Genomic DNA, 25,049 nt, shown 5'->3' with positions numbered 1-25,049 from the left:
TATTAGAAATTAAGTTTATGAAAAGAGTTGTAGAGTACAGAAAATTACTTGAAGTTGACAAGAATGTAACTTTAAAAGAATTAAAAACCATTTACAGAAACAGTATGAAAGACAGTCATCCTGATAAATTTGTAAATGATGAAGAAGGAAAGCTTGCTGCTGAAGAAAGAAGTAAAAACATTATAAACGCATACCACTTTTTGGTAAGTATTTCTAATGAAACTGTTGAGAAAAATCTTCCTGAATACCAAGAAACTATTAACAACTTTAATATTCTTGATTTTCATTTAGAAAAACAAACACTTTTTGTTAAGTATGTAAACGGTGTTTCTTACGAATACATTGGTGTTCCAAAAAACATTTATGTGAAAATGGTAAATGCAGAATCGCCTAATCGATTTGCTAAACGTCATATCTACGGAAACTTTCTTTATAGAAAATCTGGTGATGTTATAGAAGATTAATAAATTAAAAAAAGCCCTTATTTCAATTGAAATAAGGGCTTTTTATTAACTTAAAATTTATTCATTTTAATCATTTACCTCAATACTATTCTTCAGTTTCTGCAATTCCTACATTCTTATCAGAAACTACTTTTAATGCAGACGCAACACCATATTCATTGACCATTGTCATTTTCAACATATCCTTTTTAGCTAAATCTGTTGATATAAATCCGTTGAAATTGTTGTAAGAAATATTCATTTCTTTCAAATTGTTTAACTTCTCTAAATCGAAAGGAATTTGACCAATCATTTTATTATCAAATAAACTTAAATTTTCTAATTTAGTTAAGTTAGCAATTTCACGACTTAAAGAACCTGTTAGTTGATTGCTATTTAATTGTAAAACTTTTAAAGTTGTAATTTGATATAATTCCGAAGGAATCGTTCCAGAAATCAAATTATTATAAAGTGATAAAAATTCTAATTTATTTAATTTATTAATTTGAGATGGAATTGATCCCGTTAATCCATTCATAAAAAGTTCAATAGTTTTTAATGAAGTTGCATTACACAATTCGCTAGGAATTTCACCAGATAATTGATTGAACGAAATATTTAAAACTTCTAAACTTGCTAATTTTCCTATTGAAGCAGGAATTGTTCCTGTGATTTTATTTTGAAATAAGACTAAACTTTTCAATGATTGTAAATCTGAAATCTCTGAAGGCAAAACTCCAGCTAAATTATTTGAAGACAAATCAATTGCAACCACTTTATCTTTAACCACTTTTACACCAAACCAAGTTGACACAGGAGTATTTAGATTCCACTTTGTAGACCATTGTGCTCCATTAGTAGCATTGTTTAATTTAATTAACGCATTTTTTTCTGCATCAGAAACTTCAGCAAAAGAGCTGAACGATATTAAAAATAAAACTAGTATAGTAAAAGTTGATTTCATTTCTTATGGTTTTGAAGAGTAAATATAGTTTATTTTATCGTTTAAAAACAAATAATATCGATAAACTGCACAATTGAATTAAAAAATGTTAATATTTATGTTTATTTTCTTACAAATAAATATTTTCTAAATCAAAAAAAATAATTATATCTTTGATATACTAATCAATAAACTTAAAAATATGGAAATTAACTTTTTAGCTTTAGCTTTAGCTTCGCTATCAACATTAGTTGTGGGAGCAATTTGGTACAATCCGAAAGTTTTTGGAACTATTTGGATGAAAGAATCTGGAACTCCAATAGAGAAAATGCAAGGCGCCAACATGGTACTTATTTTTGGAATGTCTTTATTCTACGCTTTTTTAATTGCTTTAGTCTTGCAAGCTTTGGTAATACATCAAATGGGCGCATTTGGAACAGTTGGTGGAAATGTTCAGGATCCACAATACATTCAATTTATGGAAGCTCACGGAACTAAATTTAGAACATTTAAACATGGAGCACTGCACGGGTTTCTATCTGGATTATTTTTTGCTTTACCAGTAATCGGTGTTGGTTCATTGTACGAAAGAAGAAGTTGGAAATATGTCCTTATTGCTGGCGGATATTGGGTAGTTTCGTGCATGATAATGGGCGCAATTATTTGTGGAATGAAATAATTTAACATTTAATTATAATGCAATCGCTCTACATTTGTGGAGCGATTTTTTTTTACCACTTGAACAAACTATCTTTTAAAATATATACTTCTGTAAGTCAATTACCTACAAACTGGGATACGGTTGCCGCAAGCAATGTATTTCTTCAATCGTCGTATTTATCCGTTTTAGAAGTATCGGCGCCAACAAATATGCATTGTTTTTACATTGCAATCTATGAAAATCAAGAACTTATCGGTGTTTCATTGGCGCAATATTTAGATTTAAATAAACTAGAGTCTTTTGGCGAACGCGACAAATGCATCAAGACTTTTATTAGAAATTTCATTTTTAAAAACTTTGCATCGCACACATTATTTCTAGGAAATAATATGATTACAGGTCAAAATGGTTATGCCTTTTCCAAAGAAATTACTTTTGAAGAAATTAGCTCCATTTTATTGCAAAGTGCGAAAGAAATTTCCGAGCATTTTAAGAAACAGAACATTAAAATTCATTTGGTTTCGTTCAAAGATTTCTATGATCATTGTTCAGTTGAATTAAAGAAGTATTCCTTTTCGGATATGTATGAGTTCAATACGCAACCTAATATGATTTTGTATTTGGATAAAAATTGGAAAACAAAAGATGATTATATAGCTGCATTTTCTAAGAAATATCGTGACCAATACAAGCGTGCTCATAAAAAATTTGATGGAATTACTGTCAAGAATTTATCGTTACAAGAAATAATCGAAAACGAGCAAACTATTTATGATTTGTACCATCATGTAGCAAAAAACGCACCTTTTAATACATTTTTTCTTTCTAAAAATCATTTTTCAACTTTTAAGAGAGAATGTCGCGAACACTTTTTACTTTTTGGCTATTTTTTAAATAACAAATTAGTTGGTTTTCACACTGTGCTTTTAAACGGAACCGTTTTAGAAACCTACTTTTTAGGCTATGATCCGCAGGTTCAAAAAGAGAATATGTTGTATTTGAATATGTTGTACAACATGACCGAATTTGGAATTGAAAATCAGTGTGAAAAGATAATTTTTGGAAGAACAGCTTTGGAAATTAAAAGTTCAATTGGCGCGGTTCCTGTTATGATGTCAGGATTTTTATACCATAACAATAATCTGATTAATAAATACATTGATCCAATTTTTAAACGTCTTGAACCCGAAATGGAATGGCAAATTCGACATCCTTTTAAGTAGTCGTTTGCTTTTTATATTGATATAGTGCGAAAGTTCCTAAAATCATTTCTCCAATTATTCCAAAACAAAAAAATGTTGAAGGAATTCCATCTGAAAATAGACTGAAAATTCTACCTGAAGCCAATCCAAACATTAAAAAAGCATTTGCTAGTGTTGCCGATTTCCAAAACTTTGCATCAAAAACCCCAAGAATAAACAAGAATCCAAAAGCAATGTACAAACCCATAATTGCCTTAAAAATATTGTGTTCATCAATAGAGTTTAAATTTACTTCAAATAGTAAATTGGGTGAAAATCCATAAACTAATCCAACAGGAATAATAATAAAACTCGAAAGTAACAGATGTAAATTCTTTATTGTAAATACTCTTTTCATACATAAATCAAGGAATTGCTACTTTCATTTGTGATGGTAAAATTTTGATATTTAACTGCGTTTCTTCACCAATATATTCACCATCAATTTGAAAACTTACTGGTGAAGTCGTTGTGATAATAGCCTTATCAGAAGAAATTATTTCAACATCTTCAGAATTAACAGGAATATTTCCGGTGATAATTTTTCCAAAAACTACTAAATCTAAATTCTTCAAAATTACAATTTCAAATTTTCCGTCGTTCATCACGCCATCAGGATTTATAGTCACGCCAGTTCCGTATTTTTGTGAATTGGCAATGACAATCATTCTTGCAACACATTCTATGGTTTCATTGTTTATTTCAATTTTGGCAGTGAAAGGTTCTTCCAATTCTGTTAAAGTTGTAATTACTTGCAAGGCGTAACCTAGTTTACCTCGAGTAGAACCATTTTCGTAATTTTTTACCAATTCGGCATTCAAACCCAAATCGCTTAAATGAATACTTTTCTTTCCGTTTATAGAAATCATGTCCATTTCCATAAAATGATTGTGAAAAGCAACATCTAAATTTTCTTCTAATGTTGATGGTAAATTTAAATCAACGGCTAAACCATTCGCTGAACCAGCAGGAAGAATTCCGAAAATTACGTCTTGTTTTTCAAGAGCTTCACCAACCATTTTTATGGTTCCATCGCCACCAGCAATTAAAATTCTTTCGGGTTTGTGTAAATTATAAAGCTCTCTAATTGCAGTTTCATCATTATCACCAGAAGTTTCATAGACAATAATCTCTACATCATATTCAATTGCAAAAGCCATTGTTTTGTTTAAAATCTCACTTTTATCTACATCGCCCGAAATTGGGTTTACCACTAAAATATACTTCTTTTTCATTGTTAGCTATTAATTTCACTAAATAATTTGTAATTTGTGAATCTCTTTCAAATGTATAAAATAAAATGAAGCCCATTCTAAAATTATATCGCGGATATGCTAATAATCAAGAATTGATTGTGATGGGTCATGTTTTTAAACCGACTTCAAAGGAAGATTACGATTTTCAGAAGAAGAATTTTAAAAATGCAACTTCGGTAATTCGGATGTTTCGGATTGCTACACATTCCAATGCCGATGTTTATCTAGAATATAATGGCGAAAAAATTCACACTAAAACGTTGGACGATGGCTATTTTAAATTTTGTATTCCTATCGAAGAAAACTCCAATTTTGGTTGGATTAACTACAGCGTAAGTATTTTTTATAATGAGAAAGAAATAAAAGAAACGGCAAATTACATTAAACCACACGAAGGAAATTTCGGATTTATATCAGATATTGACGATACTTTTTTGGTTTCGCACACTAGAAATCCTTTGAAGAAATTGTACATTTTATTGTTCAAAAATGTGTTTGACAGAAAAGTGTATGAAGATGTTGTAACCCATTATTTAGCATTAAGTTCTGCAGGACGAACCAGCCAAACGGAACAAAATGCTTTCTTCTATGTTTCAAGTAGTGAATGGAATTTGTACCGATTTATCATTCGATTTACAGAAATTAATCAATTACCAAAGGCAGTTTTATTGTTGAAAGACATCAAAACGAGTTTGACTGATTTGTTTATTACTGGTCGTGGCGATCACAATCACAAGTTTGAGAAAATAAAACACATTTTAGAATTTTATCCTAATTTACAGTACACACTTTTGGGTGACGATTCGCAGCACGACCCTTATTTATATGAAGATATTTGCAAAATTTTTCCAGTGAATGTGAAAGCTGTTTATATTCGTCAGACTGGAACATCTAAAAAAAGTAAAGCGGAAATTGCTTTAAAAAATATTGAAAGCTTGAATGTTGAAGTGTGCTACTTTAAAAATAGTGCTGAAGCGATTGCTCATTCTAAAAAAATTGGTTTGATATTGTAACTAATGCCCTAGCCCAGATTGTAATGGAAATCCTTGCTTTGTGAAAACTATTTTTTGCTGGTTTTACAGAACGACCAACGGAAGTTCCTGAAAAACCTTGCAAAAAAAGTTTTCACAAAGCAAGATTGCAATGGAAAGCTGGAAATAGCTACAGATTGTCAATCTCTTCTTGAACTACTTCCCAATCTTCTAAAAGTTTGTCGAGTTCGGATTTTTTCTTGTTGTAGGCCATGAAAAAAGCAGCGTCTTCAAGATGTTTGTCGTAATTGGAAGCCAATGCTTTGTCGTCGTTTTGGATATCGATTTCGAGTTGCTTAATTTGACTTTCGATTTTGCTTAAACGATTTTGAAGTGATTTGCTTTTCTTTTGATCTTCGTAGGAAACTTTGTTGGAATCTTTAGGAGTTTCTCTTTTTTCGATGTCCTTTTTCTCTACTTCGCGCATGTTTTCCATGTTACGTTGTTCAAGGAAATAGTTGATGTCACCTAGATATTCTTTGATTTTTTGATCCTTAAATTCGTATACAATATTTGACATTCCTTGCAAGAAATCCCTATCGTGCGATACCAAAAGTAGTGTTCCTTCATATTTTTGAAGCGCAGCTTTTAGTACATTTTTAGACTTAATATCCAAGTGATTTGTAGGCTCATCCATCACCAAAACGTTGATTGGCTGAAGCAATAACTTACATAATGCCAAACGGTTACGCTCTCCTCCAGAAAGCACTTTTACCTTTTTATCAACATCGTCTCCACGAAATAAAAACGAACCTAACATGTCGCGCACTTTAGAACGATTGGTGTCAGTTGCGGCATTTTCCATGGTTTGTAACAATGTGATTTCGCCATCGAGATATTCGGCTTGATTTTGGGCAAAATATCCAACTTGAACGTTGTGACCTAGTTTTATGGTTCCTTTATATTCGAATTCGTTTACAATGGCTTTGATGAAAGTAGATTTTCCTTGACCATTTTGACCAACGAAAGCAATTTTACTACCACGTTCTACAAGAAGCGAAATATCTTTTAAAATCACATTATCTCCGTACGCTTTTGTAACATTTTCAGCTTCAATAACTACTTTTCCAGGTACTTTTGAAACTGGAAATGAAATGTTCATAACGGAATTATCGTCTTCATCTACTTCAATTCGTTCTACTTTATCTAACTTTTTAATTAACGATTGCGCCATAGAAGCCTTGGATGCTTTGGCACGGAATTTTTCGATTAATTTTTCGGTTTCTTCAATTTTCTTGGCTTGATTTTTTTGGGTTGCCAATTGTTTTTCGCGAATTTCATGACGCAATTCTAGATATTCAGAATATGGTTTGTTGAAATCGTATGCTTTTCCGAGAGAGATTTCGATTGTTCTGTTGGTAACATTATCAAGGAACATTTTATCGTGCGACACAATTACTACAACGCCAGGGAAATTTCTTAAAAAACCTTCAAGCCAAATGATACTTTCGATGTCAAGGTGATTGGTTGGCTCATCCAGCAGCAAAATATCGTTAGATTGTAATAGTAATTTTGCGAGTTCAATACGCATTCTCCATCCACCAGAAAAAGTATCGGTTTGGTTATTAAATACTTCGCGTTTGAAGCCTAATCCAAGTAGGATTTTTTCGGTGTCGCCAACGTAGTTGTAACCTCCAAGAAGTTCAAAACGATGCGTATAATCGGATAAATCTTCTATTATTTGCCCGTATTCTTCACTTTCATAATCGGTTCGAGTTACAAGTAGATTATTGACTTCTTCTAATTTTTTCTCTACTATTTTTATTTCTGTAAATGCTTCATATGCTTCTTCAAGCACGGTTCTTCCTTGCTCAAAATCGATATCTTGACGAAGAAAACCCATTCGGACTTCTTTTTCGGTTGCAATTTGTCCAGAATCGGGTTTGAAATCGCCAGCTAATATTTTTAGCATTGTTGATTTTCCCGCGCCGTTCTTTCCAACAAGACCTACTCTATCGCCAGAACCTAGCCTAAAAGTTACCTCTTCAAAAAGATAAGAACCACCAAAAGAAACCGATAAATTATGAATATTTAGCATATAATTTGTTACAAATGTTACATTAGAAACTTAGTTAAAAGAGTATCTTTGAAATGAAAAGTCATAAGACAAATCGGAACAAAGTTAAATTTTTTGCAAATGTTAAAAAAAGGATCCAAATTATATAGTATTTTAACAGGAAGTTGTCCTAAATGCCATGAAGAAAGTATGTATTTAGAAAAAAATCCATACAAATTGAATGATTTATACAAAATGCATGAAACTTGTAGCCATTGTCATACAAGATATTTAATTGAGCCTTCATTCTTTTATGGCGCAATGTATGTAAGTTATGGATTGACTGTAGCTATTGGTGTCGCCATTTTTGTAATCACAAATGTCATTATTGGATTACCTACATTTCCATCATTTGCAACCATTATTGGCGGAATTATTTTACTAATGCCTGTTACTGCAAGACTTGCTCGAAATATCTATATCAATCTGTTTATTCATTTTGATAAAAACTGGAAACAAAATTCTTAATTCTTTTGATGTCGATATTTGCATCTAACGGAATATCATTTTCAATGTTATTGAACAACGCCACTGCCATTGCTGGAGCTAACATTACACCACGAGTTCCAAGTCCGTTTAGAACATGAATGTTTTTGTGAATTGGATGCGAACCAACTAATGGACGTCTGTCTTTTACTGTTGGACGAACACCTGCATAATGTTCTATAATTTCAAAATCACAATTAATCAATTCTGATAAATTATCTACTAATTCTTTTTTGGCGGCTTCCGTTGGAACGTTTGTTTTGTCTTCCCAGTTGTAAGTCGCACCGACTTTATATAAATCATTTCCTAGCGGAATAATAAAAATAGATGATTTTACAATTACATCTACATTCAAATTAGGCGCTTTAATTAATAGCAATTCTCCTTTAGTTCCGTCTAGCGGTAGCTTAGAGAAAAATGGGTTTAAAAGCATGCCAAAACCTTCAGCAAAAACAATGTGCTTTGCTTTTATCTTTTTGTATTCAACATACTCTGAATTTGTGATTAATTGAGAATAATCGAATGTTTCATCTTGGTAACAATTTAATTCAACTAAGTGTTTTTTATATTCTTCTAATAATAATGCTGTATCAAGATAACCTGAATGTAGAACTTCGCCAAAATTGTATGGTGAATCAATAGCATCCCATTTCTTAGTTACTAAATCTGTAGATAGAAATTTTGAAAGATTGGGTTTATCAGAAGCTGTAAACCAATTATTTTGTTCTTCAACTGAATAAAACTTTCTAAGCAATGGTAATTTATAATCTAGTTTCACTTCTAATTTTTTTTCAATATTTCCATAGAAAGAATAAAGCAAATCGAGTTGTTCTTGTGCTTGCCAAACTTCACTAAATCGCTTCAAAATTACAGGATTATACAATCCACCAGCAATTTTAGAAGAATTTTGTGATTGGTTATTAATTACAAGAAATGACTTATTGTGATTGCTTGCAAATTCTGAAAAAGCAATTCCGGCTAGACCCGAACCAACAATTATATAATCGAACATTGATAAAAAGTATAAATTAGGAGTAAAAAAAAACTCCTACCAAAGGTAAGAGTTTTTTAATTTTATTTCGAAAACTTGTATTAGTAATTCCACATGTCTTGCTCGAAGTTACGAATCTTTTCTTTAACTCTTTCAGACTCTAACAATTGTAATTGAGAGTTATCTTTCATGTAGTCTTGAATAGTTCTGTCTCCGTAAACGTTTTCTTCTTTATAAATAACTCCAGAAAATCTACGAGAATTTAAAAGGTGATCGAACGTAATTGGCATAGCAGAGTTTTTGTCATTAAATGCTTTAGCTTCATGTAATACATCTCTAATTGCTGGGAAATAAACCCAAAACAATTCAATAGTATCAGTGTTACCTTTCGCTTTATCTCTAGCTTCAGTTGCAATAGGACAAATAGCAAGTAATCTATATTTCAATTCACTTTGACGTTTATCAAAATACCAAAAACCTTTAATTTTATATCCAGAAACATCAGCAGCGGATAATTCAGTTTCGTTAATGTATTCAGCAGATAATACTTTTTTACCTGATTTATAATCATCGTAAAAATTATTAAACTCATCTTTACCAGCATCAGTTGTATCTCTAAATTTAAATACAGACTGAATATCAGATATAGTTTTTTTAGAGTTAAAATAATCATCACCGTAAACTTCAGTAATTTTACCTTCTTTTATTCCATTCAACAAAACTTGAAAAAGAGATCTTCTTTCTTTTCCAACAAAAGCAGTATCAACTGGGAAATACAAAGGAAAATTTACTCTTTCATCAAGATCAATAATTTCCCAAGTAGTTTTACCCATTAAAACATCTCTGTCATGAACATATCCATAAGGAAGAGGCTTATCGTTATCAGATTCTAATTGAGCTGCTGTTTTTTTACCAATTTCATCTGGCGTTTTAGCGTTCAATAAATTTGATTGTGCATTAGAAGCTAAACTCCCAATAACACTAAAAACAACTAATAAAAGGTTTTTCAATTTCATATTTATTATTCTTTGTTATTTAAGTAATCAGATAACGACAAACTTAAATTTTTATTGTAATTCGTATATTGCTGGCGCAGCAGTTTTCATTGCAACGCTTACACCATTCACTCTAGTTTTGATATCAGATATAGTAATTGGATCACCAGCTTTAGCTCTTGCTAATGCCGCTTTACATCTACCATCGATTTTATTTCCGTTTACAACAATAGAAGCTTGACCAGGAACTTTAAAAGCAAACTGAGTAACTTCGAAATTTAAATCATAAACGAAATCTGGTAACATTGCACCTACAGTTGAAGCTTCTAAACGTGATTTAGCACCTTTTTGATAACCCACTGTACCTCCAATTGAACCAGCTGGAGCAGGGATGTTTTTAATTCTAAAAACTTTTTTATCAGAAACAGATTTTCCATCAGTCATTTTACCAGTAGCAGTAACAGTTACTTCTGTACCTGAACCTGGATTTAAATTATATTTACCTTTCCCTGCAGGAGATAAACCTGGAGCTGAAGCAGTAACATTATTATCACCTATACCAGCGAATGAAATTGTCAATGGATTTGGTAATCCTCTGTAAACAACGTTCATTTTATCAGCAGAAATATTAGCTGAGTTTGGACGTGGTACTACAACATATTTACCTTCAAAAGGCAATTTAATAGCCTTACCATTTTCAGTAAAGTTAAATGAACCATTAAGTGTTTGCTCACCTATCGCACCAGCAGTAGTTGCAATAACAGCTTGTCCATTAACTAATTTTCCAGGACCTTGAAAACCGCTGAATTGAGCGTTAGGATCATATTTACCTAAAACTACTTTACCAGTAACTGGTTCACCTTGAAAATATACATTTTTATCTAAAGCAACAATAGCTTGAAATTTACTGTAAGAAGCTTCACTAACTGCAGCTTTTCCTAATGCAGACGCGATTACGTCAGACTCCGCTTTCTTAACATCATTCTGCCAAGCAGATAATTTAGCTAAAGAAGCAATAGCTGGGAAACCTTTAAAGTGATAATCTAAAAATTTTACTTTAACACCTTCTTTATTAGAAACTTCAGTTAAATCAAATTTCGAATTAACTTCATTTAAAATTGGAGCGTATTTTTTATCTGCTAAAGCAGCTTTCATATCAGCTTTATAAGCTTCTATAGCAGCAATAACTTCTTTACCTCTTGCTGTATAACCATCACCTGTAAACCAGCTGTGATCTAAATTATCAGCTTTATCCATTGATTCGTAAGGTAACTTTCCATCTTCTGATTCAACACCAGTTAAAACTTCTGATTTAAGCGTTGCTATAAAATCATAGAATTTTTTAGAAGCAGTTTCAACTTTGTGAGCTGTTGCTGCAGCTGCAATAAACTCACCTTTTGATTCAGACGCTTTAGTATCTAAAGCTTGAAGCATTTGCTCATTTGTAGCTTTTGCTGAATTGGTTGCACCTTCAAATCTTTCATTCATCAAACCGAAAGCCGAAAGGACTTCTTTTGACATGTTCATTGCTAACATCGCGATGAAAACCAAGTACATTAGGTTAATCATCTTCTGTCTAGGGGTTAATTTTCCTCCTGCCATTTTTTCTAATTAGTTTTAATTGTTAATTTAATAAAATATAGTTATTAAAACTAATTATCCTTTATTACTCATTGCAGAAAGCATTCCACCGTATACATTGTTTAATGTAGACAAGTTAGAAGTTAATGACTGCATTTGATCTTTTAATTTTAAGTTGTTTTCAGCAACTTCGTTGTTGATTTGTGCATTTCTTTCAGCACTTTGTAATTGCGCTTGATATAAACCATTTAAAGCTTCCATTTGTGTAGCAGCTTTACCCATTTCTTCAGCATATTTCTTTTGTCCAGCCATAGCATCAACTGTTGGAGAAATAGATTTTGCAGCACCTTCAAAATTCTTGATACTGTTACCTAAGCTAGCCATTAATTCACCATCAATTTTAGCTTCTTTCAACATGTTGTCTAATTTTTGAGACAATAGACCTTGAGCATCTTTAGGCTCTTCTTTTTTAGTTCTTTCTTTTGCTTGTCCACCTGCTAATTCAGGATAAACTAATGACCAATCCAATTCTGCCGGCGGCGCTTCAAAAGCAGATAGTGCAAAAATTGCAGCTTCAGTTACAAGTCCTATAGTTAACATCACAGTTCCAGTTAATGGTCCGATTTCAAAGTGTGCAATTTTAAATAAGGCTCCAATGATAACAATAGCTGCTCCCATACCGTAAGCAAAGTTCATAACTTTAGGTGATAATAATCCCATAATAATAGTTTTTAGTTAGTTAAGTTAATATTTAGTTAGTTAATTTTTAATGTTTTTATAGTTTTACTCTTCCTTTACCGTTAGCAGTAGTTTGAACTCCCATATAATCTTGAACAGTTCTAAAGCCGATGTAACTTCTTGCAGTATCTTGGTATTCGAAATCTCTAGTTCCAACTTGTAGGAAGTAAGAAACATCTTTCCAAGAACCACCTCTTACAACTTTACGTTTGTTAGAAGAATCTGGCACATTTGGATTCATAGTTGAAACATATTCGTAAGCAGCAGCATCATAAGAAGAATCGGTCCATTCTGCAACGTTACCAGACATGTTGTATAAGTTGTAATCATTTGGAGCATAAGATTTAGCTTCTACAGTATATAAAGCTTGGTCAGCTGCATAATCTCCACGACTCGGTTTAAAATTTGCAAGAAAACAATGTCTATCATTTGTAGTATAAGGTCCACCCCATGGATATGTTCCAGATTCTAAACCACCGCGAGCAGCATATTCCCACTCAGCCTCTGTAGGTAAACGGAAAGAGTTAATTAAATCTCTTCCACCTTTTTTACCTTTTTTCTTAGCTTTAATATATGAATTTTTATTAAGTGTTCTCCACGCACAAAATGCTTTTGCTTGTTTCCAAGTAACTCCAACTACAGGATAATCTCCATATGCTTGGTGCCAGAAATAATCGTTATGCATTGGCTCGTTGTATGAATATGCGAAATCTTTGATCCAAACAGTTGTATCAGGATAGATCTGAGTTTTTTCTGTTTTAATAAATTCTGAACGCTTTCCTTTTTTAACTTGAGCAGCTTTTTGAATATCCATCCATGAATAACGGAATTCTAATTTATTAACATCAATAGTTCTCAAACCATTATATGCTTCAGCAGCTGGCAAATACATAGAATCCATTACTTCTACATAATATTCATCTGGATATTTTTTTGTATCAGTAATAAGTTTCACTTTTTTGTTCAATCTTCTACCTGCGTAAGGATCATCGTCAGTACCAACACTGTAATAATTCTCATACATATATTTATCGTACGGAGTCATTTTAGCAGGATCTTGATCTGCAAAAGCAAAATCACCAATACTACCAGCATTCTTACCACCTTTACCAGCGCCAGGCTTGATACCTTGCTCATCTGCTAAAATTGCTAAACGAACTCTAATAATAGAATCTTTAACCCATTCTACGAATTGACGGTATTCACTATTAGTAATTTCTGTTTCATCCATGTAAAAGGATCTAACAGTAACTGTTTTTGTTGGAGCATCTTGAATATTAGCTAAATCATCATCTGATTTACCCATTATAAAAGCACCGCCTGGAACTAAAGTCATTCCGTATGGTTTCTCTGGATGCCATTTCTTACCTTTAACTCCTACTAATTCACCTTTGTCTGAGGACTTACCACAGCTCACTAATAGCGTTAAAACAGATGCAAATGCAATGAACTTCTTCATATAAATTTGGGTTAATTGTGTATTCTTATTTTTGAGGCCGTAAACCTATCTATTATTTTTGAAAAAAACAATTTTTTATATCTTAAAATTTTAATTGTTTGACCAAAAATACAATTTAATGTTAATTATCAAAATAAAATCATCGATAAAAAGCATAAAAATGCGTTAATTTACTATTTATTTTAATTTATATATTAAATTTCTTACAAATTTAATGTTATTAAATTTTATAAGATTTTTATTCACTATTATTTTACACTATACTTTTACGTTGCGCTTTCCACCATCTTTCTGGAAATTCTTGATTGCAAGCAGCCAGATAATCTTCGTGAGAACAAGGTAATAACGTATTCTTTTTTAGTTTATTGTGAGAATTTAAAAAAAATGGAATCTCAATCCACCATCGTTCTGTTTTATTACTTTTGAAAAAAACGATATCTTCACTTTCAAATGGAACAGTATATTTAATGTAATGCTCTTTGCTTCCAAATGGATATTCGTTAGAACGATAATGAACTCCTTCTATAAAATACCAAATAATTTGTGCAACCAACATGGCTTCTTGTTCAGAACCATTTTGATTAAATATTCCAAATGATGAAACCTTATCGCTAATACCAGCATATCTTGACAAAGCGCAAATCTCTTTACCATTAAATCCGTTGGGTTGAAAGGTACTGAAATTTCCTGAATCTGATGACTTTACAGATGTTAAATCTACACTTATCATGTCGGCATCACGAAAAACTGGCTCCGAAATCGATATATTATTGCACACTTCACCAAGACGATATGCGTCAAAAAATAATTTCTCTATCAAATCTATCTCTTCTTGTGAGTTAAAATAGGTTTGAAAACCGATATTACTATAGTTAAAAAGATTATTAGGCTCTTCAACGATGATTTTTGTAAGGTATGATTCAGAAGAAAGCGTTCCATCTTGCTTTCCAAAATCGAATTTAGTATCTATAGAAACCATGTTTACCATTTGCTCTAAATCATCATAACCGCGATAAAGTGCATAAGTTACATCTTGAGATCCGCCAATGATAATAGGAATAACTTTATTTTTTAGCAATCTAGAAACCACTTTTTGAACAGCAAAATAAGTGTCATCTGGCGAATTTCCTGGCAAAATATCACCTAAATCAGCTATAGTTTTACTCCAATTTCCGGGAAATAAACTGTATAATTGTCTTCTAATGTTCGATAAATCGACCTCTTTGGTTCCGTTTTCTGCTCCTCTGTTTTCTGGAACTCCAATTAATGCTATATTAATTTTAGAAATATCTGGAAAATCTTCGCTCGTATGAAACACAATTTTACTAGACAAATGCTGTGATGACATTCGTTTTAAATCTATAATTAAATCGGTTTCTAATGGTGCAAGAAAGTCGAATTCCATGTATTATTTCTTTTTTGTAGTTGTTTTTTTAGCCGCTGGTTTTTTTGCAGGAGCTTTTTTAGCAGTTGTTTTCTTCGCCGGTGCTTTCTTTTCAATCATTTCTTGAACTTCGGCTAAAGTCAATTTAGAAGCATCAACATCTTTACTCAATTCAATTTTGATTTTTCCTTTGGTAATTTCGCTTCTTCCCCAACGTGCCTTTTGAACTAAAATTCCTTCTGCTTCCCAGTTGTGAATTACTTTATCAATGTTCTTTTGAAGTTTGTCTTCAATTAACTCTTCGATGTCGTTTTGAGATAAATTATCGAAATTATATTTCTTAGAAACATTAATGAAAATTCCATTCCATTTGATAAATGGTCCAAAACGCCCTGTCCCTTTTTGAACGCCTTCTCCTTTATAAACAGCTATTGGAGCATCTGCTTCTGTTTTTTCATCGATTAAAACTTTTGCTCGTTCCAAATCTACATCTAGAGGCTCTTCACCTTTTGGAAGTGAAACAAATACTTTTCCGAAACGGATAAATGGTCCAAATCGACCTAAACTTACCTCAACTTCTTCTCCTTTATAAGTTCCTAAAGCTTTTGGAAGTAAAAACAAATTTAATGCTTCTTCTAATGAAATTGTTCCGATGTTTTGTTCTGGACGTAAACTTGCAAATTTCTTTTCTTCGTCTTCACTATCGCCTATTTGAGCCATAGCACCGAATTTTCCTAAACGAACCAAAACCGTTTTACCTGATTCTGGATGTTTTCCTAAAATTCGTTCACCACTTTCTCTATCGGCATTGGCTTCTACATCTTTTACATTTGGATGGAATTTATCGTAAAACTCCTGCATCATTGTAGTCCAATTGATGTTTCCTTCTGCAATTTCATCAAAATCTTGCTCCACTTTGGCAGTGAAATTATAATCTAAAATCGCATCAAAATTCTTAACCAAGAAATCAGTTACGATATTTCCAATATCAGTTGGAACCAATTTTCCTTTATCTGATCCTGTATTTTCTTTTAAAATAGTATCCGAAACTTTACCTGATTGTAATGTCAATTGAGTATATTTTCGCTCTTGACCTTCCAAAGTTCCTTTTTCTACATAACTTCTGTTGATGATGGTAGAAATAGTTGGCGCATATGTTGACGGACGACCAATTCCTAATTCTTCTAATTTTTTTACCAACGCAGCTTCTGTGTAGCGACTTGGCGGACGTGAATATCTTTCGGTTGCCGTGATGTAATTGTTAATCAATTTCTCATTGACTTTCATTGCTGGCAACATTCCTTCTTGCTCGTCTTCATCATCATCGTTTCCTTCTAAATATACTTTTAGGAAACCTTCAAATTTGATAACTTCTCCAGATGCTGTAAAAACTTCTTGATGATTATTAGCTTCAATTTTTACATTGGTACGTTCCAACTCGGCATCGGCCATTTGAGAAGCTAATGTTCTTTTCCAAATTAAATCGTATAATCTTGCTTGATCTCTATCGATATTTACTGTGTGACGCGACATATCTGTAGGACGAATTGCTTCGTGTGCTTCTTGTGCGCCTTTACTTTTATTGGTAAATGTTCTTGGCTTAGAAAACTCTTTTCCATACGATTTAATGATTTCAGCTTGAGCAGCTTCCATAGCATCTTTAGAAAGGTTTACACTATCCGTTCTCATATAAGTAATAAGTCCGGCTTCGTATAAACGTTGTGCCAATTGCATGGTAATTCCTACTGGAAGATACAATTTACGTGCTGCTTCTTGTTGTAAAGTTGACGTTGTAAATGGTCCAGCAGGCATTTTTTTGGTAGGTTTAGTTTCTAAATCGGCTACCTTATAATTAGAACCTATATTTTTAGCAAGAAAATCTTCGGCTTCTTTTTTCGTATTAAAATTCTTTGGAAGTTTGGCTTTGAAAGCTCTTCCTGCTTCGTTCACAAACTCGGCAACAACTGAATAACTAGCAACAGCTTTAAAGTTTTGAATTTCACGTTCACGTTCTACAATCAATCTTACAGAAACCGATTGAACACGTCCTGCAGAAAGTCCGCCTTTAATTTTTCTCCATAAAACTGGCGATAATTCATAACCAACTAATCTATCTAAAACTCTTCGTGCTTGCTGTGCGTTTACTAAATTGTAATCTATTTCTCTTGGATTTTCGATTGCTTTTAGAATGGCTGTTTTGGTAATTTCGTGAAAAACAATTCGTTTCGTTTTGTTTTTATCTAAATTTAATTCTTCTGATAAATGCCATGAAATCGCCTCTCCTTCGCGGTCCTCATCGGAAGCCAACCAAACCATATCGGCTTTTTTTGCTAGTCCTTTAAGTTTGGTAACCAATGCTTTTTTATCGGCTGAAACTTCGTATTTGGGTTTGAATCCGTTTTCGACATCTACTCCTATTTCTTTGGAAGGCAAGTCGGCAATATGACCATAACTTGATTCTACTTGGTAGTCTGCGCCAAGGAATTTCTCTATGGTTTTTGCTTTTGCTGGTGACTCTACTATTACTAAATTCTTTGCCATTTACTTTTTTGTTTGTGTGGCAAAAGTAGAAGTTTTTTTTAGATTTTTAGTTTTTGATTGAATTTTTAGAGGAATTTGATTTTTAGTAAACACGAAAAAGGATTGAAATTTAGCCCTGATTGAAAGGAAAAACCTTTGCTTTTTCGCAAAGTTTTGGGATGAAAGCAGGAAAACGGATGGCTGATAAATCCCGCGCCATTCGCTCCTTAATAAAAGAATGTTAAACATAGCCTGCCATCTTGTCAGATTTTATAATTTAGTATTATCTTTGTAGTCCAGATTCCGAAGTTTCGGAATGACAATAATAATTTAGATACTGAAATTAATTCAGCATAAATGGAAAAGGAAATTGATGAACAATTGCAAGGACAAAGTCTAGTTCTTGATACTAAAGTAGAAAATACGAAGAAACTTTATATAGAAAGTTATGGTTGCGCTATGAATTTTTCGGATAGCGAAATTGTGGCTTCCATCTTGTCTAATAACGGCTACAATACTACTCAAGTTTTAGAAGAAGCCGATTTGGTTTTGGTAAATACCTGTTCTATTCGCGATAAAGCTGAGCAAACTATTAGAAAACGTTTGGAGAAATACAACGCGGTAAAAAGAACCAATCCGTCAATGAAAGTTGGGGTTTTAGGTTGTATGGCAGAACGCTTGAAAGAGAAATTTCTAGACGAAGAGAAAATTGTAGATATGGTCGTTGGACCTGATGCTTACAAGGATTTACCCAATTTACTTGCCGAAGTTGAAGAAGGTCGTGATGCTATAAACGTAATTTTAAGCAAAGAAGAAACCTACGGAGATATTTCACCAGTGCGATTAATGAGCAACGGAATTACAGCATTAGTTTCTATAACGCGCGGTTGTGATAATATGTGTACGTTTTGTGTTGTGCCTTTTACTCGTGGTCGTGAACGTAGTCGTGAGCCACAAAGTATTATGAGTGAAATTCAGGATTTATGGGACAAAGGTTTTAAAGAAATTACGCTTCTCGGACAAAATGTTGACAGTTACCTTTGGTATGGTGGCGGACTGAAGAAAGATTTTGTGAATGCTAGTGAAATGCAAAAGGCGACTTCAGTAGATTTTGATAATTTATTGGAAATGGTTGCTGTTGGTTTTCCTAAGATGCGCATCCGATTTTCTACGTCGAATCCTCAAGATATGCACGAAAGTGTGTTGCATGTTATTGCGAAATATCCAAATATTTGTAAGCACATTCACTTGCCGGTTCAATCTGGAAGTAACAGAATTTTGAAGGAAATGAATCGTTTGCACACTCGTGAAGAATACATGACGCTCATAGATAAAATTAAAACTATAATTCCAGAAAGTTCGATCAGTCAAGATATGATTGCTGGTTTTCCGACAGAAACAGAAGAAGATCATCAAGATACTTTATCATTAATGGAATATGTAAAATATAGTTTTGGATATATGTATTCGTATTCTGAACGTCCAGGAACTTTAGCCGGACGTAAAATGGAAGACGACGTTCCAGAAGAAACAAAAGCCAGACGTTTACAAGAAATTGTAGATTTACAACAAAAACACGCTTGGCAAAGAAGTGAAGAATTTATTGGTAAAACGGTTGAAGTTTTAATCGAGAAATTATCAAAAAAATCAAAAGAAGAATTCTCTGGAAGAAATTCACAAAGTATTACGGTTGTCTTTCCAAAAGAAGATTATAAAATAGGTGATTTTGTTAATGTAAAAATTGAAAGTTGCACAAGTGGAACTTTGAAAGGAATTGCAGTTGGTTTAAGCGAAATGAATTAAATCAATTAATAATTGATAATTGATAATTTCAAAATTCAGAAATTAATTATCCATTGTTAATTGTACACTATCAATTAAAAAATATGGAAACAATACAATCAATAAAACAACGATTTGAAATTATAGGAAACGATCCTAAGCTCAATCGTGCCGTAGAAAAAGCCATTCAGGTTGCTCCTACTGATATTTCGGTGTTGGTAGTTGGAGAAAGTGGCGTTGGGAAAGAAAGTATTCCAAAAATTATACATTCGCTTTCACACAGAAAACACGGAAAATACATCGCTGTAAACTGTGGTGCCATTCCAGAAGGAACAATCGATAGCGAATTATTCGGACATGAGAAAGGTTCGTTTACTGGCGCAACAGGAACGCGTGAAGGCTATTTTGAAGTTGCCGATGGCGGAACCATTTTTCTTGATGAAGTTGGCGAATTGCCATTGACAACCCAAGTTCGTTTACTTCGTGTTTTAGAAAATGGCGAATTCATAAAAGTGGGTTCATCACAAGTTCAAAAAACAAATGTTCGAATTGTGGCTGCAACCAACGTCAACATGTTTGATGCCATCGAAAAAGGAAAATTCCGTGAAGATTTATACTATCGTTTAAGCACAGTAGAAATCGGACTTCCGCCGTTGCGTGATCGAAAAGACGATATTCATTTACTGTTTAGAAAATTTGCTTCTGATTTTGCTCACAAATACAAAATGCCAGCAATTAAATTGGATGACGATGCTGTAAAATACCTTGTAAGTTATCGCTGGAGCGGAAATATCCGTCAGTTGCGAAATTCAGCCGAACAGATATCAGTCTTAGAAACCAAAAGAGAGATTTCTTTACAAACTTTGATGTCCTATTTACCTCAAGAAGGAAGTCAGTTGCCGAGTGTAATTGGAGGAAAAAAATCGGAGAATGATTTTTCTACTGAAAGAGATATTTTGTACAAAGTGCTGTTTGACATGAAAAGTGATTTGAATGATTTAAAGAAATTGACTTTAGAATTGATGAAAAACGGAGCAAAAGCACAAGATATAAATCCGAATTTGATTCAGAAAGTATATGGTAAATCTAACGAGGAAACGTTTTTTGAAGAAAAACCAAGAACTACCGAAGTCATTCCGGTAACAAATGAAGTCGAACAAGAAGAATTTGACGATGAAGATGATGATAACGACAACTATCTTTTTGCAGAAACAATTGAAGAAGAAGAAACTTTAAAATTGGAAGCCAAAGAAATCGAACTCATCAAAAAATCATTAGAACGCAACAAAGGCAAACGAAAAGCCGCTGCAGATGAACTCGGAATTTCGGAACGTACCTTATATAGAAAAATCAAGCAGTACGATTTATAACATAAATAAAAGCCAAAACTCAAATCATAAAACACAAAATTTCTATATTTGAAAATTAATTGGAATTTCTCAAAATGAATAAAGTCATAAAATATATTTTAATTGTAGTTACTGCAACAACTTTTAGCGGTTGTGGTCCGTATAATTTTACTGGAACTGGAAAAATTGATGCCAAAACGTTTCAAGTAAATTATTTTCAAAATACGGCAGAATTAATCGAGCCAGGAATAGAACGGACTTTCACGCTAGAATTACAAGATATAATTCAGAATCAAACCAATTTGAATTTGGTAAATTCTGGAGGCGATTTAATGTATGAAGGCGAAATTACAGAGTATCGAATTACGCCAATGACCGCAACTGCCGATCAACGCGCTGCGCAAAATAGGCTAACCGTAAAAGTTATGGTTCGATTTACAAATAAAAATAAAGAAGAAGATGATTTTGAAAAACCTTTTTCTTTTTTCTATGATTACAATGGAAACACACAACTTGTTGGTTCACAATTAACAACAGCTTTAGATGTAATTTTTGAAAGAATTACACAAGATGTTTTTAATGAATCATTGGCAAAATGGTAATTACAATTTTGAATAATGTATATTGTAAAAATTGTATAATGTAAATGAATAAATCTTGAACTTAACCGACTACACTTATTTAATCAATAAACCCGATGCTATAAACGAGCGTCACAGCACCGAATTGGAAAAAATTATGGAAGAATTTCCGTATTTTCAAAGTGCGCGTGTTTTGCGATTGAAGCATTTGTATAATCAGGATAGTTTCAAATATAATTATGCTTTAAAAGTTGCTGCAGCATTCACCACAGATAGAAGCATTTTATTCGACTTTATAACATCCGATACTTTTGTAACCGTTCAAAATGGTTTATACGACCAAAAAATTGCCGAATTACTTAACATCGATGTCATCGGAAGCGAAATTGTAGAAGTCCAAAAACCGATACAAGATATTAATTCGGTAGAGCAATCCATTCTTTCTTCTATTTCGCAAGCCAATCCGCACGATTTAATTTTCGAAAAGAAATTAGACCTAGGAAAACCATTAGAATTCACTAAAAACGAAAAACATTCCTTCCAAGAATGGCTTCAACTTTCTAGATTAAGTCCTATTGAAAGAAAAGAAACTGCATCAGAAGAAGAACTTGCCAAGAGAAAAAAACTTGAAATTATCGATAAGTTTATAGAGAATAATCCTAAAATTCCACCTATAAAAAAAGAAAACTCAGCTTATACAATTCAGCCAGTTATCGAGGATAAATCGTACCTCATGACCGAAACTTTAGCACGAGTTTACTTGGAGCAAAAGAAATATACAAAAGCAATTCAAGCATATGAAATATTAATTTTGAAATATCCAGAAAAAAGTAGTTTCTTTGCAGACCGAATTTTAGATATAAAAAAATTACAACAAAATAATAATAGTTAAAACAATGAGTACATTTTCAATCTTTCTAGTATTAATAACAATCGTTTGTTTCTTATTAATCGTAGTAATAATGGTTCAAAATCCTAAAGGTGGAGGTTTATCTTCATCAATTGGAGGTTCACAAATGCTTGGTGGAGTTCAAAAAACTACCGACTTTTTAGACAAAAGCACATGGGTTTTAGCAACTTCACTAATTGTTTTAGTACTACTTTCAAGCCTAAGTTTCACAGGAACATTAAGCGATACAGGTTCTAAAGTAATTGAAGATGCACCAGCAACATCAGCACCAGCGCCAACAACACCAAAAGCTGACGCAGCAACAACTACAACGGCTCAACCAGCAGCAACTACTACAACAGAAACTGCTCCACCGCCACCGCCAACAACAGAAAAAAAATAATTTCTATACAGAAAGTCTCGATTTAATCGGGACTTTTTTTTTGAATTATTAGAAGCGAATGGCTTGGGCATTTTTGCAATCCTTGTTCCTGCCTTTCATTATATCTTTTTCTAAAAAGAAAAAGGATATCATTTCAGTCAGGGCTAGTAGACAATCGTCTTACCCTTTTGTAAACTTTTCTTACCTTCGCTGAAAATATGTCAGTATTGGTCAATTGGCACAATTTCTGACTAATAAAAAGCAACATTAAAATTTTAATAAATCATAAAAATATACACATTATGGCATTAAACATTAAACCGCTTTCAGACCGCGTAATTGTGGAACCAGCAGCAGCCGAAACACAAACTGCTTCTGGAATTATAATTCCCGATACAGCTAAAGAAAAACCACAAAAAGGAACTGTACTTGCTGTAGGAAATGGTAAAAAAGACGAACCAATGACAGTAAAAGTTGGCGACACCGTTCTTTATGGCAAATATGCAGGAACCGATTTAAAGCTTGATGGGAAAGATTATTTAATAATGAGAGAAGACGATATTCTTGCAATTATCTAATTAGAATTAAGATTTGAGTAGTAAATAGTAAGACAAAAAAAATTAAAAATTAAAATGGCAAAAGATATAAAATTCGATATTGAAGCACGTGACGGTTTAAAACGTGGTGTTGACGCTTTAGCAAATGCAGTAAAAGTAACCCTTGGACCAAAAGGTAGAAATGTAATTATTTCAAAATCATTTGGCGGACCAACAGTAACTAAAGATGGTGTTTCTGTTGCAAAAGAAATAGAATTAAAAGATCCATTAGAAAATATGGGTGCGCAAATGGTTAAAGAAGTAGCGTCAAAAACTAATGATTTAGCTGGAGACGGAACTACAACTGCAACTGTTCTAGCACAAGCAATTGTAAAAGAAGGATTGAAAAACGTTGCCGCAGGAGCTAATCCAATGGATTTAAAACGTGGAATTGACAAAGCAGTTGAAGCCATCGTTGCCGATCTTGGTAAACAAGCGCAAGAAGTTGGTTCTTCATCTGAAAAAATAAAACAAGTAGCCTCTATTTCGGCTAATAACGATGAAGTTATTGGTGATTTAATTGCTAAAGCTTTTGGAAAAGTTGGAAAAGAAGGTGTAATCACTGTTGAAGAAGCAAAAGGAACAGAAACTTATGTTGATGTTGTAGAAGGAATGCAATTTGACAGAGGTTATTTATCGCCTTATTTTGTTACCAATCCAGAAAAAATGAATGTAGAATTAGAAAATCCTTACATTCTTTTATACGACAAAAAAGTATCTTCATTAAAAGAATTACTTCCTGTTCTTGAACCAGTTGCTCAATCTGGAAAACCATTATTAATCATTGCAGAAGATGTTGACGGTGAAGCATTATCTACTCTTGTTGTAAATAAATTGCGTGGTGCATTAAAGATTGCTGCTGTGAAAGCTCCTGGATTTGGCGACAGAAGAAAAGCTATGTTAGAAGATATTGCTATCTTAACTGGCGGAACTGTAATTGCAGAGGAAAGTGGTTATACACTAGAAAACGCAACTTTGGAAATGCTTGGAACAGCAGAAAAAATTTCTATCGACAAAGACAATACTACAATTGTAAATGGTGCTGGAAATGCCGATTTAATAAAAAATAGAGTAAATCAAATCAAAGGTCAAATGGAAACTACGACTTCTGATTATGATAAAGAAAAACTACAAGAACGTTTGGCTAAATTAGCTGGTGGAGTTGCAGTTCTTTATGTTGGAGCAGCTTCTGAAGTAGAAATGAAAGAGAAAAAAGACAGAGTTGACGATGCTTTACATGCAACTCGTGCAGCTGTTGAAGAAGGAATTGTTGCTGGTGGAGGTGTTGCTTTATTGAGAGCAAAAGCATCTTTAGCATCAATAAAAGCAGACAATGCTGATGAAGCAACAGGAATTCAAATTGTTTTCCGCGCTGTAGAATCTCCATTGAGAACTATTGTTGAAAATGCAGGTTTAGAAGGTTCTGTAGTTGTAGCAAAAGTTTCTGAAGGAAAAGAAAACTTTGGTTATAATGCAAAAACTGACGAATACGTTGATATGCTAAAAGCTGGAATTATTGACCCTAAAAAAGTAACTCGTGTAGCTTTAGAAAATGCAGCTTCAGTTGCAGGAATGATTTTAACTACGGAATGTGCCTTAATTGATATCAAAGAAGAAAACGCCGGTGGAGGAATGCCAATGGGCGGAGGAATGCCAGGAATGATGTAGTAAATATTCTACAAATA

23 protein-coding genes are annotated in these 25,049 nt (G+C 32.9%); 12 read left to right on the top strand and 11 right to left on the bottom strand.

Annotated elements, in window-relative coordinates; translation table 11 throughout:
* Window positions 1-17: 17 nt before the first annotated feature.
* Window positions 18-464: a KTSC domain-containing protein gene (locus LG45_RS06420; RefSeq protein ID WP_035125567.1), complete on the top strand. Its 447-nt coding sequence runs from the start codon at window positions 18-20 to the stop codon at window positions 462-464.
* A gap of 85 nt (window positions 465-549) precedes the next feature.
* On the opposite strand, the gene LG45_RS06415 is transcribed toward LG45_RS06420, so the two are convergent.
* Complete coding sequence (locus LG45_RS06415) at window positions 550-1,407, bottom strand: leucine-rich repeat domain-containing protein (RefSeq protein ID WP_052087511.1); 858 nt, start codon at window positions 1,405-1,407, stop codon at window positions 550-552.
* A gap of 181 nt (window positions 1,408-1,588) precedes the next feature.
* On the opposite strand from LG45_RS06415, the gene LG45_RS06410 reads away from it, so the two are divergent.
* Entirely contained in the window at window positions 1,589-2,065 is a 477-nt protein-coding gene (locus LG45_RS06410; RefSeq protein ID WP_035125566.1) for a DUF1761 domain-containing protein, read from the top strand.
* Between the two features lie 59 nt (window positions 2,066-2,124).
* A complete protein-coding gene (locus tag LG45_RS06405; RefSeq protein ID WP_035126668.1) occupies window positions 2,125-3,270 on the top strand; it encodes a peptidogalycan biosysnthesis protein in 1,146 nt (381 codons plus the stop codon).
* On the opposite strand, the gene LG45_RS06400 is transcribed toward LG45_RS06405, so the two are convergent.
* Window positions 3,263-3,646, bottom strand: a complete 384-nt coding sequence (locus tag LG45_RS06400; protein WP_035125565.1) for a DUF4345 domain-containing protein — start codon at window positions 3,644-3,646, stop codon at window positions 3,263-3,265. The two genes, LG45_RS06405 and LG45_RS06400, sit on opposite strands and share 8 nt — an antisense overlap.
* A 7-nt stretch (window positions 3,647-3,653) precedes the next feature.
* On the bottom strand, window positions 3,654-4,523 hold the full coding sequence (locus LG45_RS06395; RefSeq protein WP_035125564.1) for a diacylglycerol/lipid kinase family protein: 870 nt from the start codon (window positions 4,521-4,523) through the stop codon (window positions 3,654-3,656).
* Window positions 4,524-4,588: 65 nt separating this feature from the next.
* On the opposite strand from LG45_RS06395, the gene LG45_RS06390 reads away from it, so the two are divergent.
* Window positions 4,589-5,557 carry an App1 family protein gene (locus LG45_RS06390; RefSeq protein ID WP_035125563.1) on the top strand — a complete coding sequence of 323 codons (969 nt, stop codon included), beginning with the start codon at window positions 4,589-4,591 and terminating at the stop codon, window positions 5,555-5,557.
* A 148-nt stretch (window positions 5,558-5,705) separates the two neighbouring features.
* Here LG45_RS06390 and LG45_RS06385 read toward each other — a convergent pair whose 3' ends face one another.
* Complete coding sequence (locus tag LG45_RS06385; RefSeq protein ID WP_035125562.1) at window positions 5,706-7,613, bottom strand: ABC-F family ATP-binding cassette domain-containing protein; 1,908 nt, start codon at window positions 7,611-7,613, stop codon at window positions 5,706-5,708.
* Window positions 7,614-7,712: 99 nt separating this feature from the next.
* Between LG45_RS06385 and LG45_RS06380 the strand changes: the two genes are divergently transcribed.
* Window positions 7,713-8,099: a DUF983 domain-containing protein gene (locus LG45_RS06380; protein WP_035125561.1), complete on the top strand. Its 387-nt coding sequence runs from the start codon at window positions 7,713-7,715 to the stop codon at window positions 8,097-8,099.
* Here the strand turns inward: LG45_RS06380 and LG45_RS06375 are convergent.
* From LG45_RS06375 to topA, 7 genes are all read right to left on the bottom strand, one after another.
* The gene (locus LG45_RS06375; protein WP_035125560.1) at window positions 8,062-9,129 is read right to left on the bottom strand and encodes an NAD(P)/FAD-dependent oxidoreductase; all 1,068 of its coding nucleotides are present in this window, start codon (window positions 9,127-9,129) and stop codon (window positions 8,062-8,064) included. The two genes, LG45_RS06380 and LG45_RS06375, sit on opposite strands and share 38 nt — an antisense overlap.
* An 80-nt stretch (window positions 9,130-9,209) precedes the next feature.
* A complete protein-coding gene (gene porN, locus LG45_RS06370) occupies window positions 9,210-10,124 on the bottom strand; it encodes a type IX secretion system ring subunit PorN/GldN (RefSeq protein ID WP_035125559.1) in 915 nt (304 codons plus the stop codon).
* 51 nt (window positions 10,125-10,175) lie between these two features.
* Complete coding sequence (gene porM, locus LG45_RS06365; protein ID WP_035125558.1) at window positions 10,176-11,705, bottom strand: type IX secretion system motor protein PorM/GldM; 1,530 nt, start codon at window positions 11,703-11,705, stop codon at window positions 10,176-10,178.
* A 54-nt stretch (window positions 11,706-11,759) separates the two neighbouring features.
* Complete coding sequence (gene porL / locus LG45_RS06360) at window positions 11,760-12,404, bottom strand: type IX secretion system motor protein PorL/GldL (RefSeq protein ID WP_035125557.1); 645 nt, start codon at window positions 12,402-12,404, stop codon at window positions 11,760-11,762.
* 55 nt (window positions 12,405-12,459) lie between these two features.
* Window positions 12,460-13,881, bottom strand: a complete 1,422-nt coding sequence (porK, locus tag LG45_RS06355) for a T9SS ring complex lipoprotein PorK/GldK (protein ID WP_035125556.1) — start codon at window positions 13,879-13,881, stop codon at window positions 12,460-12,462.
* Between the two features lie 253 nt (window positions 13,882-14,134).
* Complete coding sequence (locus LG45_RS06350; RefSeq protein ID WP_035125555.1) at window positions 14,135-15,286, bottom strand: formimidoylglutamase; 1,152 nt, start codon at window positions 15,284-15,286, stop codon at window positions 14,135-14,137.
* Between the two features lie 3 nt (window positions 15,287-15,289).
* Complete coding sequence (gene topA, locus LG45_RS06345; protein ID WP_035125554.1) at window positions 15,290-17,806, bottom strand: type I DNA topoisomerase; 2,517 nt, start codon at window positions 17,804-17,806, stop codon at window positions 15,290-15,292.
* A gap of 336 nt (window positions 17,807-18,142) precedes the next feature.
* On the opposite strand from topA, the gene miaB reads away from it, so the two are divergent.
* The 7 genes from miaB (at window position 18,143) to groL (ending at window position 25,032) form a co-directional block, all read left to right on the top strand.
* Window positions 18,143-19,588 carry a tRNA (N6-isopentenyl adenosine(37)-C2)-methylthiotransferase MiaB gene (gene miaB / locus LG45_RS06340; protein ID WP_035125553.1) on the top strand — a complete coding sequence of 482 codons (1,446 nt, stop codon included), beginning with the start codon at window positions 18,143-18,145 and terminating at the stop codon, window positions 19,586-19,588.
* Between the two features lie 83 nt (window positions 19,589-19,671).
* A complete protein-coding gene (locus LG45_RS06335) occupies window positions 19,672-20,937 on the top strand; it encodes a sigma-54 interaction domain-containing protein (RefSeq protein WP_035125552.1) in 1,266 nt (421 codons plus the stop codon).
* 74 nt (window positions 20,938-21,011) lie between these two features.
* Window positions 21,012-21,518 (top strand): LptE family protein, encoded by a 507-nt coding sequence (locus LG45_RS06330; protein WP_035125551.1) that lies wholly within the window; start codon window positions 21,012-21,014, stop codon window positions 21,516-21,518.
* 55 nt (window positions 21,519-21,573) lie between these two features.
* Window positions 21,574-22,389, top strand: coding sequence for a tetratricopeptide repeat protein (locus LG45_RS06325; RefSeq protein ID WP_035125550.1), 816 nt, complete (start codon window positions 21,574-21,576; stop codon window positions 22,387-22,389).
* Window positions 22,390-22,393: 4 nt separating this feature from the next.
* Window positions 22,394-22,789 (top strand): preprotein translocase subunit SecG, encoded by a 396-nt coding sequence (gene secG, locus LG45_RS06320; RefSeq protein WP_035125549.1) that lies wholly within the window; start codon window positions 22,394-22,396, stop codon window positions 22,787-22,789.
* Between the two features lie 281 nt (window positions 22,790-23,070).
* A complete protein-coding gene (locus LG45_RS06315; RefSeq protein WP_035125548.1) occupies window positions 23,071-23,346 on the top strand; it encodes a co-chaperone GroES in 276 nt (91 codons plus the stop codon).
* 54 nt (window positions 23,347-23,400) lie between these two features.
* Entirely contained in the window at window positions 23,401-25,032 is a 1,632-nt protein-coding gene (groL, locus tag LG45_RS06310) for a chaperonin GroEL (RefSeq protein WP_035125547.1), read from the top strand.
* Window positions 25,033-25,049: the final 17 nt, after the last annotated feature.

The organism is Flavobacterium aquatile LMG 4008 = ATCC 11947 (assembly GCF_000757385.1).
GTDB lineage: Bacteria > Bacteroidota > Bacteroidia > Flavobacteriales > Flavobacteriaceae > Flavobacterium > Flavobacterium aquatile.
This window is presented reverse-complemented; position numbering and strand designations above follow the sequence as displayed.

Bases quoted from the DNA above. Each gene is read 5' to 3' on its own strand.
- LG45_RS06420 (WP_035125567.1), top strand. From the start codon at position 18: ATGAAAAGAGTTGTAGAGTACAGAAAATTACTTGAAGTTGACAAGAAT.
- LG45_RS06335 (WP_035125552.1), top strand. From the start codon at position 19,672: ATGGAAACAATACAATCAATAAAACAACGATTTGAAATTATAGGAAAC.
- LG45_RS06390 (WP_035125563.1), top strand. From the start codon at position 4,589: ATGAAGCCCATTCTAAAATTATATCGCGGATATGCTAATAATCAAGAA.
- groL (WP_035125547.1), top strand. From the start codon at position 23,401: ATGGCAAAAGATATAAAATTCGATATTGAAGCACGTGACGGTTTAAAA.
- LG45_RS06330 (WP_035125551.1), top strand. From the start codon at position 21,012: ATGAATAAAGTCATAAAATATATTTTAATTGTAGTTACTGCAACAACT.
- LG45_RS06315 (WP_035125548.1), top strand. From the start codon at position 23,071: ATGGCATTAAACATTAAACCGCTTTCAGACCGCGTAATTGTGGAACCA.
- porK (WP_035125556.1), bottom strand. From the start codon at position 13,881: ATGAAGAAGTTCATTGCATTTGCATCTGTTTTAACGCTATTAGTGAGC.
- LG45_RS06415 (WP_052087511.1), bottom strand. From the start codon at position 1,407: ATGAAATCAACTTTTACTATACTAGTTTTATTTTTAATATCGTTCAGC.
- topA (WP_035125554.1), bottom strand. From the start codon at position 17,806: ATGGCAAAGAATTTAGTAATAGTAGAGTCACCAGCAAAAGCAAAAACC.
- LG45_RS06350 (WP_035125555.1), bottom strand. From the start codon at position 15,286: ATGGAATTCGACTTTCTTGCACCATTAGAAACCGATTTAATTATAGAT.
- miaB (WP_035125553.1), top strand. From the start codon at position 18,143: ATGGAAAAGGAAATTGATGAACAATTGCAAGGACAAAGTCTAGTTCTT.
- LG45_RS06385 (WP_035125562.1), bottom strand. From the start codon at position 7,613: ATGCTAAATATTCATAATTTATCGGTTTCTTTTGGTGGTTCTTATCTT.
- LG45_RS06410 (WP_035125566.1), top strand. From the start codon at position 1,589: ATGGAAATTAACTTTTTAGCTTTAGCTTTAGCTTCGCTATCAACATTA.
- LG45_RS06395 (WP_035125564.1), bottom strand. From the start codon at position 4,523: ATGAAAAAGAAGTATATTTTAGTGGTAAACCCAATTTCGGGCGATGTA.
- LG45_RS06375 (WP_035125560.1), bottom strand. From the start codon at position 9,129: ATGTTCGATTATATAATTGTTGGTTCGGGTCTAGCCGGAATTGCTTTT.
- porL (WP_035125557.1), bottom strand. From the start codon at position 12,404: ATGGGATTATTATCACCTAAAGTTATGAACTTTGCTTACGGTATGGGA.
- porM (WP_035125558.1), bottom strand. From the start codon at position 11,705: ATGGCAGGAGGAAAATTAACCCCTAGACAGAAGATGATTAACCTAATG.
- LG45_RS06380 (WP_035125561.1), top strand. From the start codon at position 7,713: ATGTTAAAAAAAGGATCCAAATTATATAGTATTTTAACAGGAAGTTGT.
- secG (WP_035125549.1), top strand. From the start codon at position 22,394: ATGAGTACATTTTCAATCTTTCTAGTATTAATAACAATCGTTTGTTTC.
- LG45_RS06400 (WP_035125565.1), bottom strand. From the start codon at position 3,646: ATGAAAAGAGTATTTACAATAAAGAATTTACATCTGTTACTTTCGAGT.
- porN (WP_035125559.1), bottom strand. From the start codon at position 10,124: ATGAAATTGAAAAACCTTTTATTAGTTGTTTTTAGTGTTATTGGGAGT.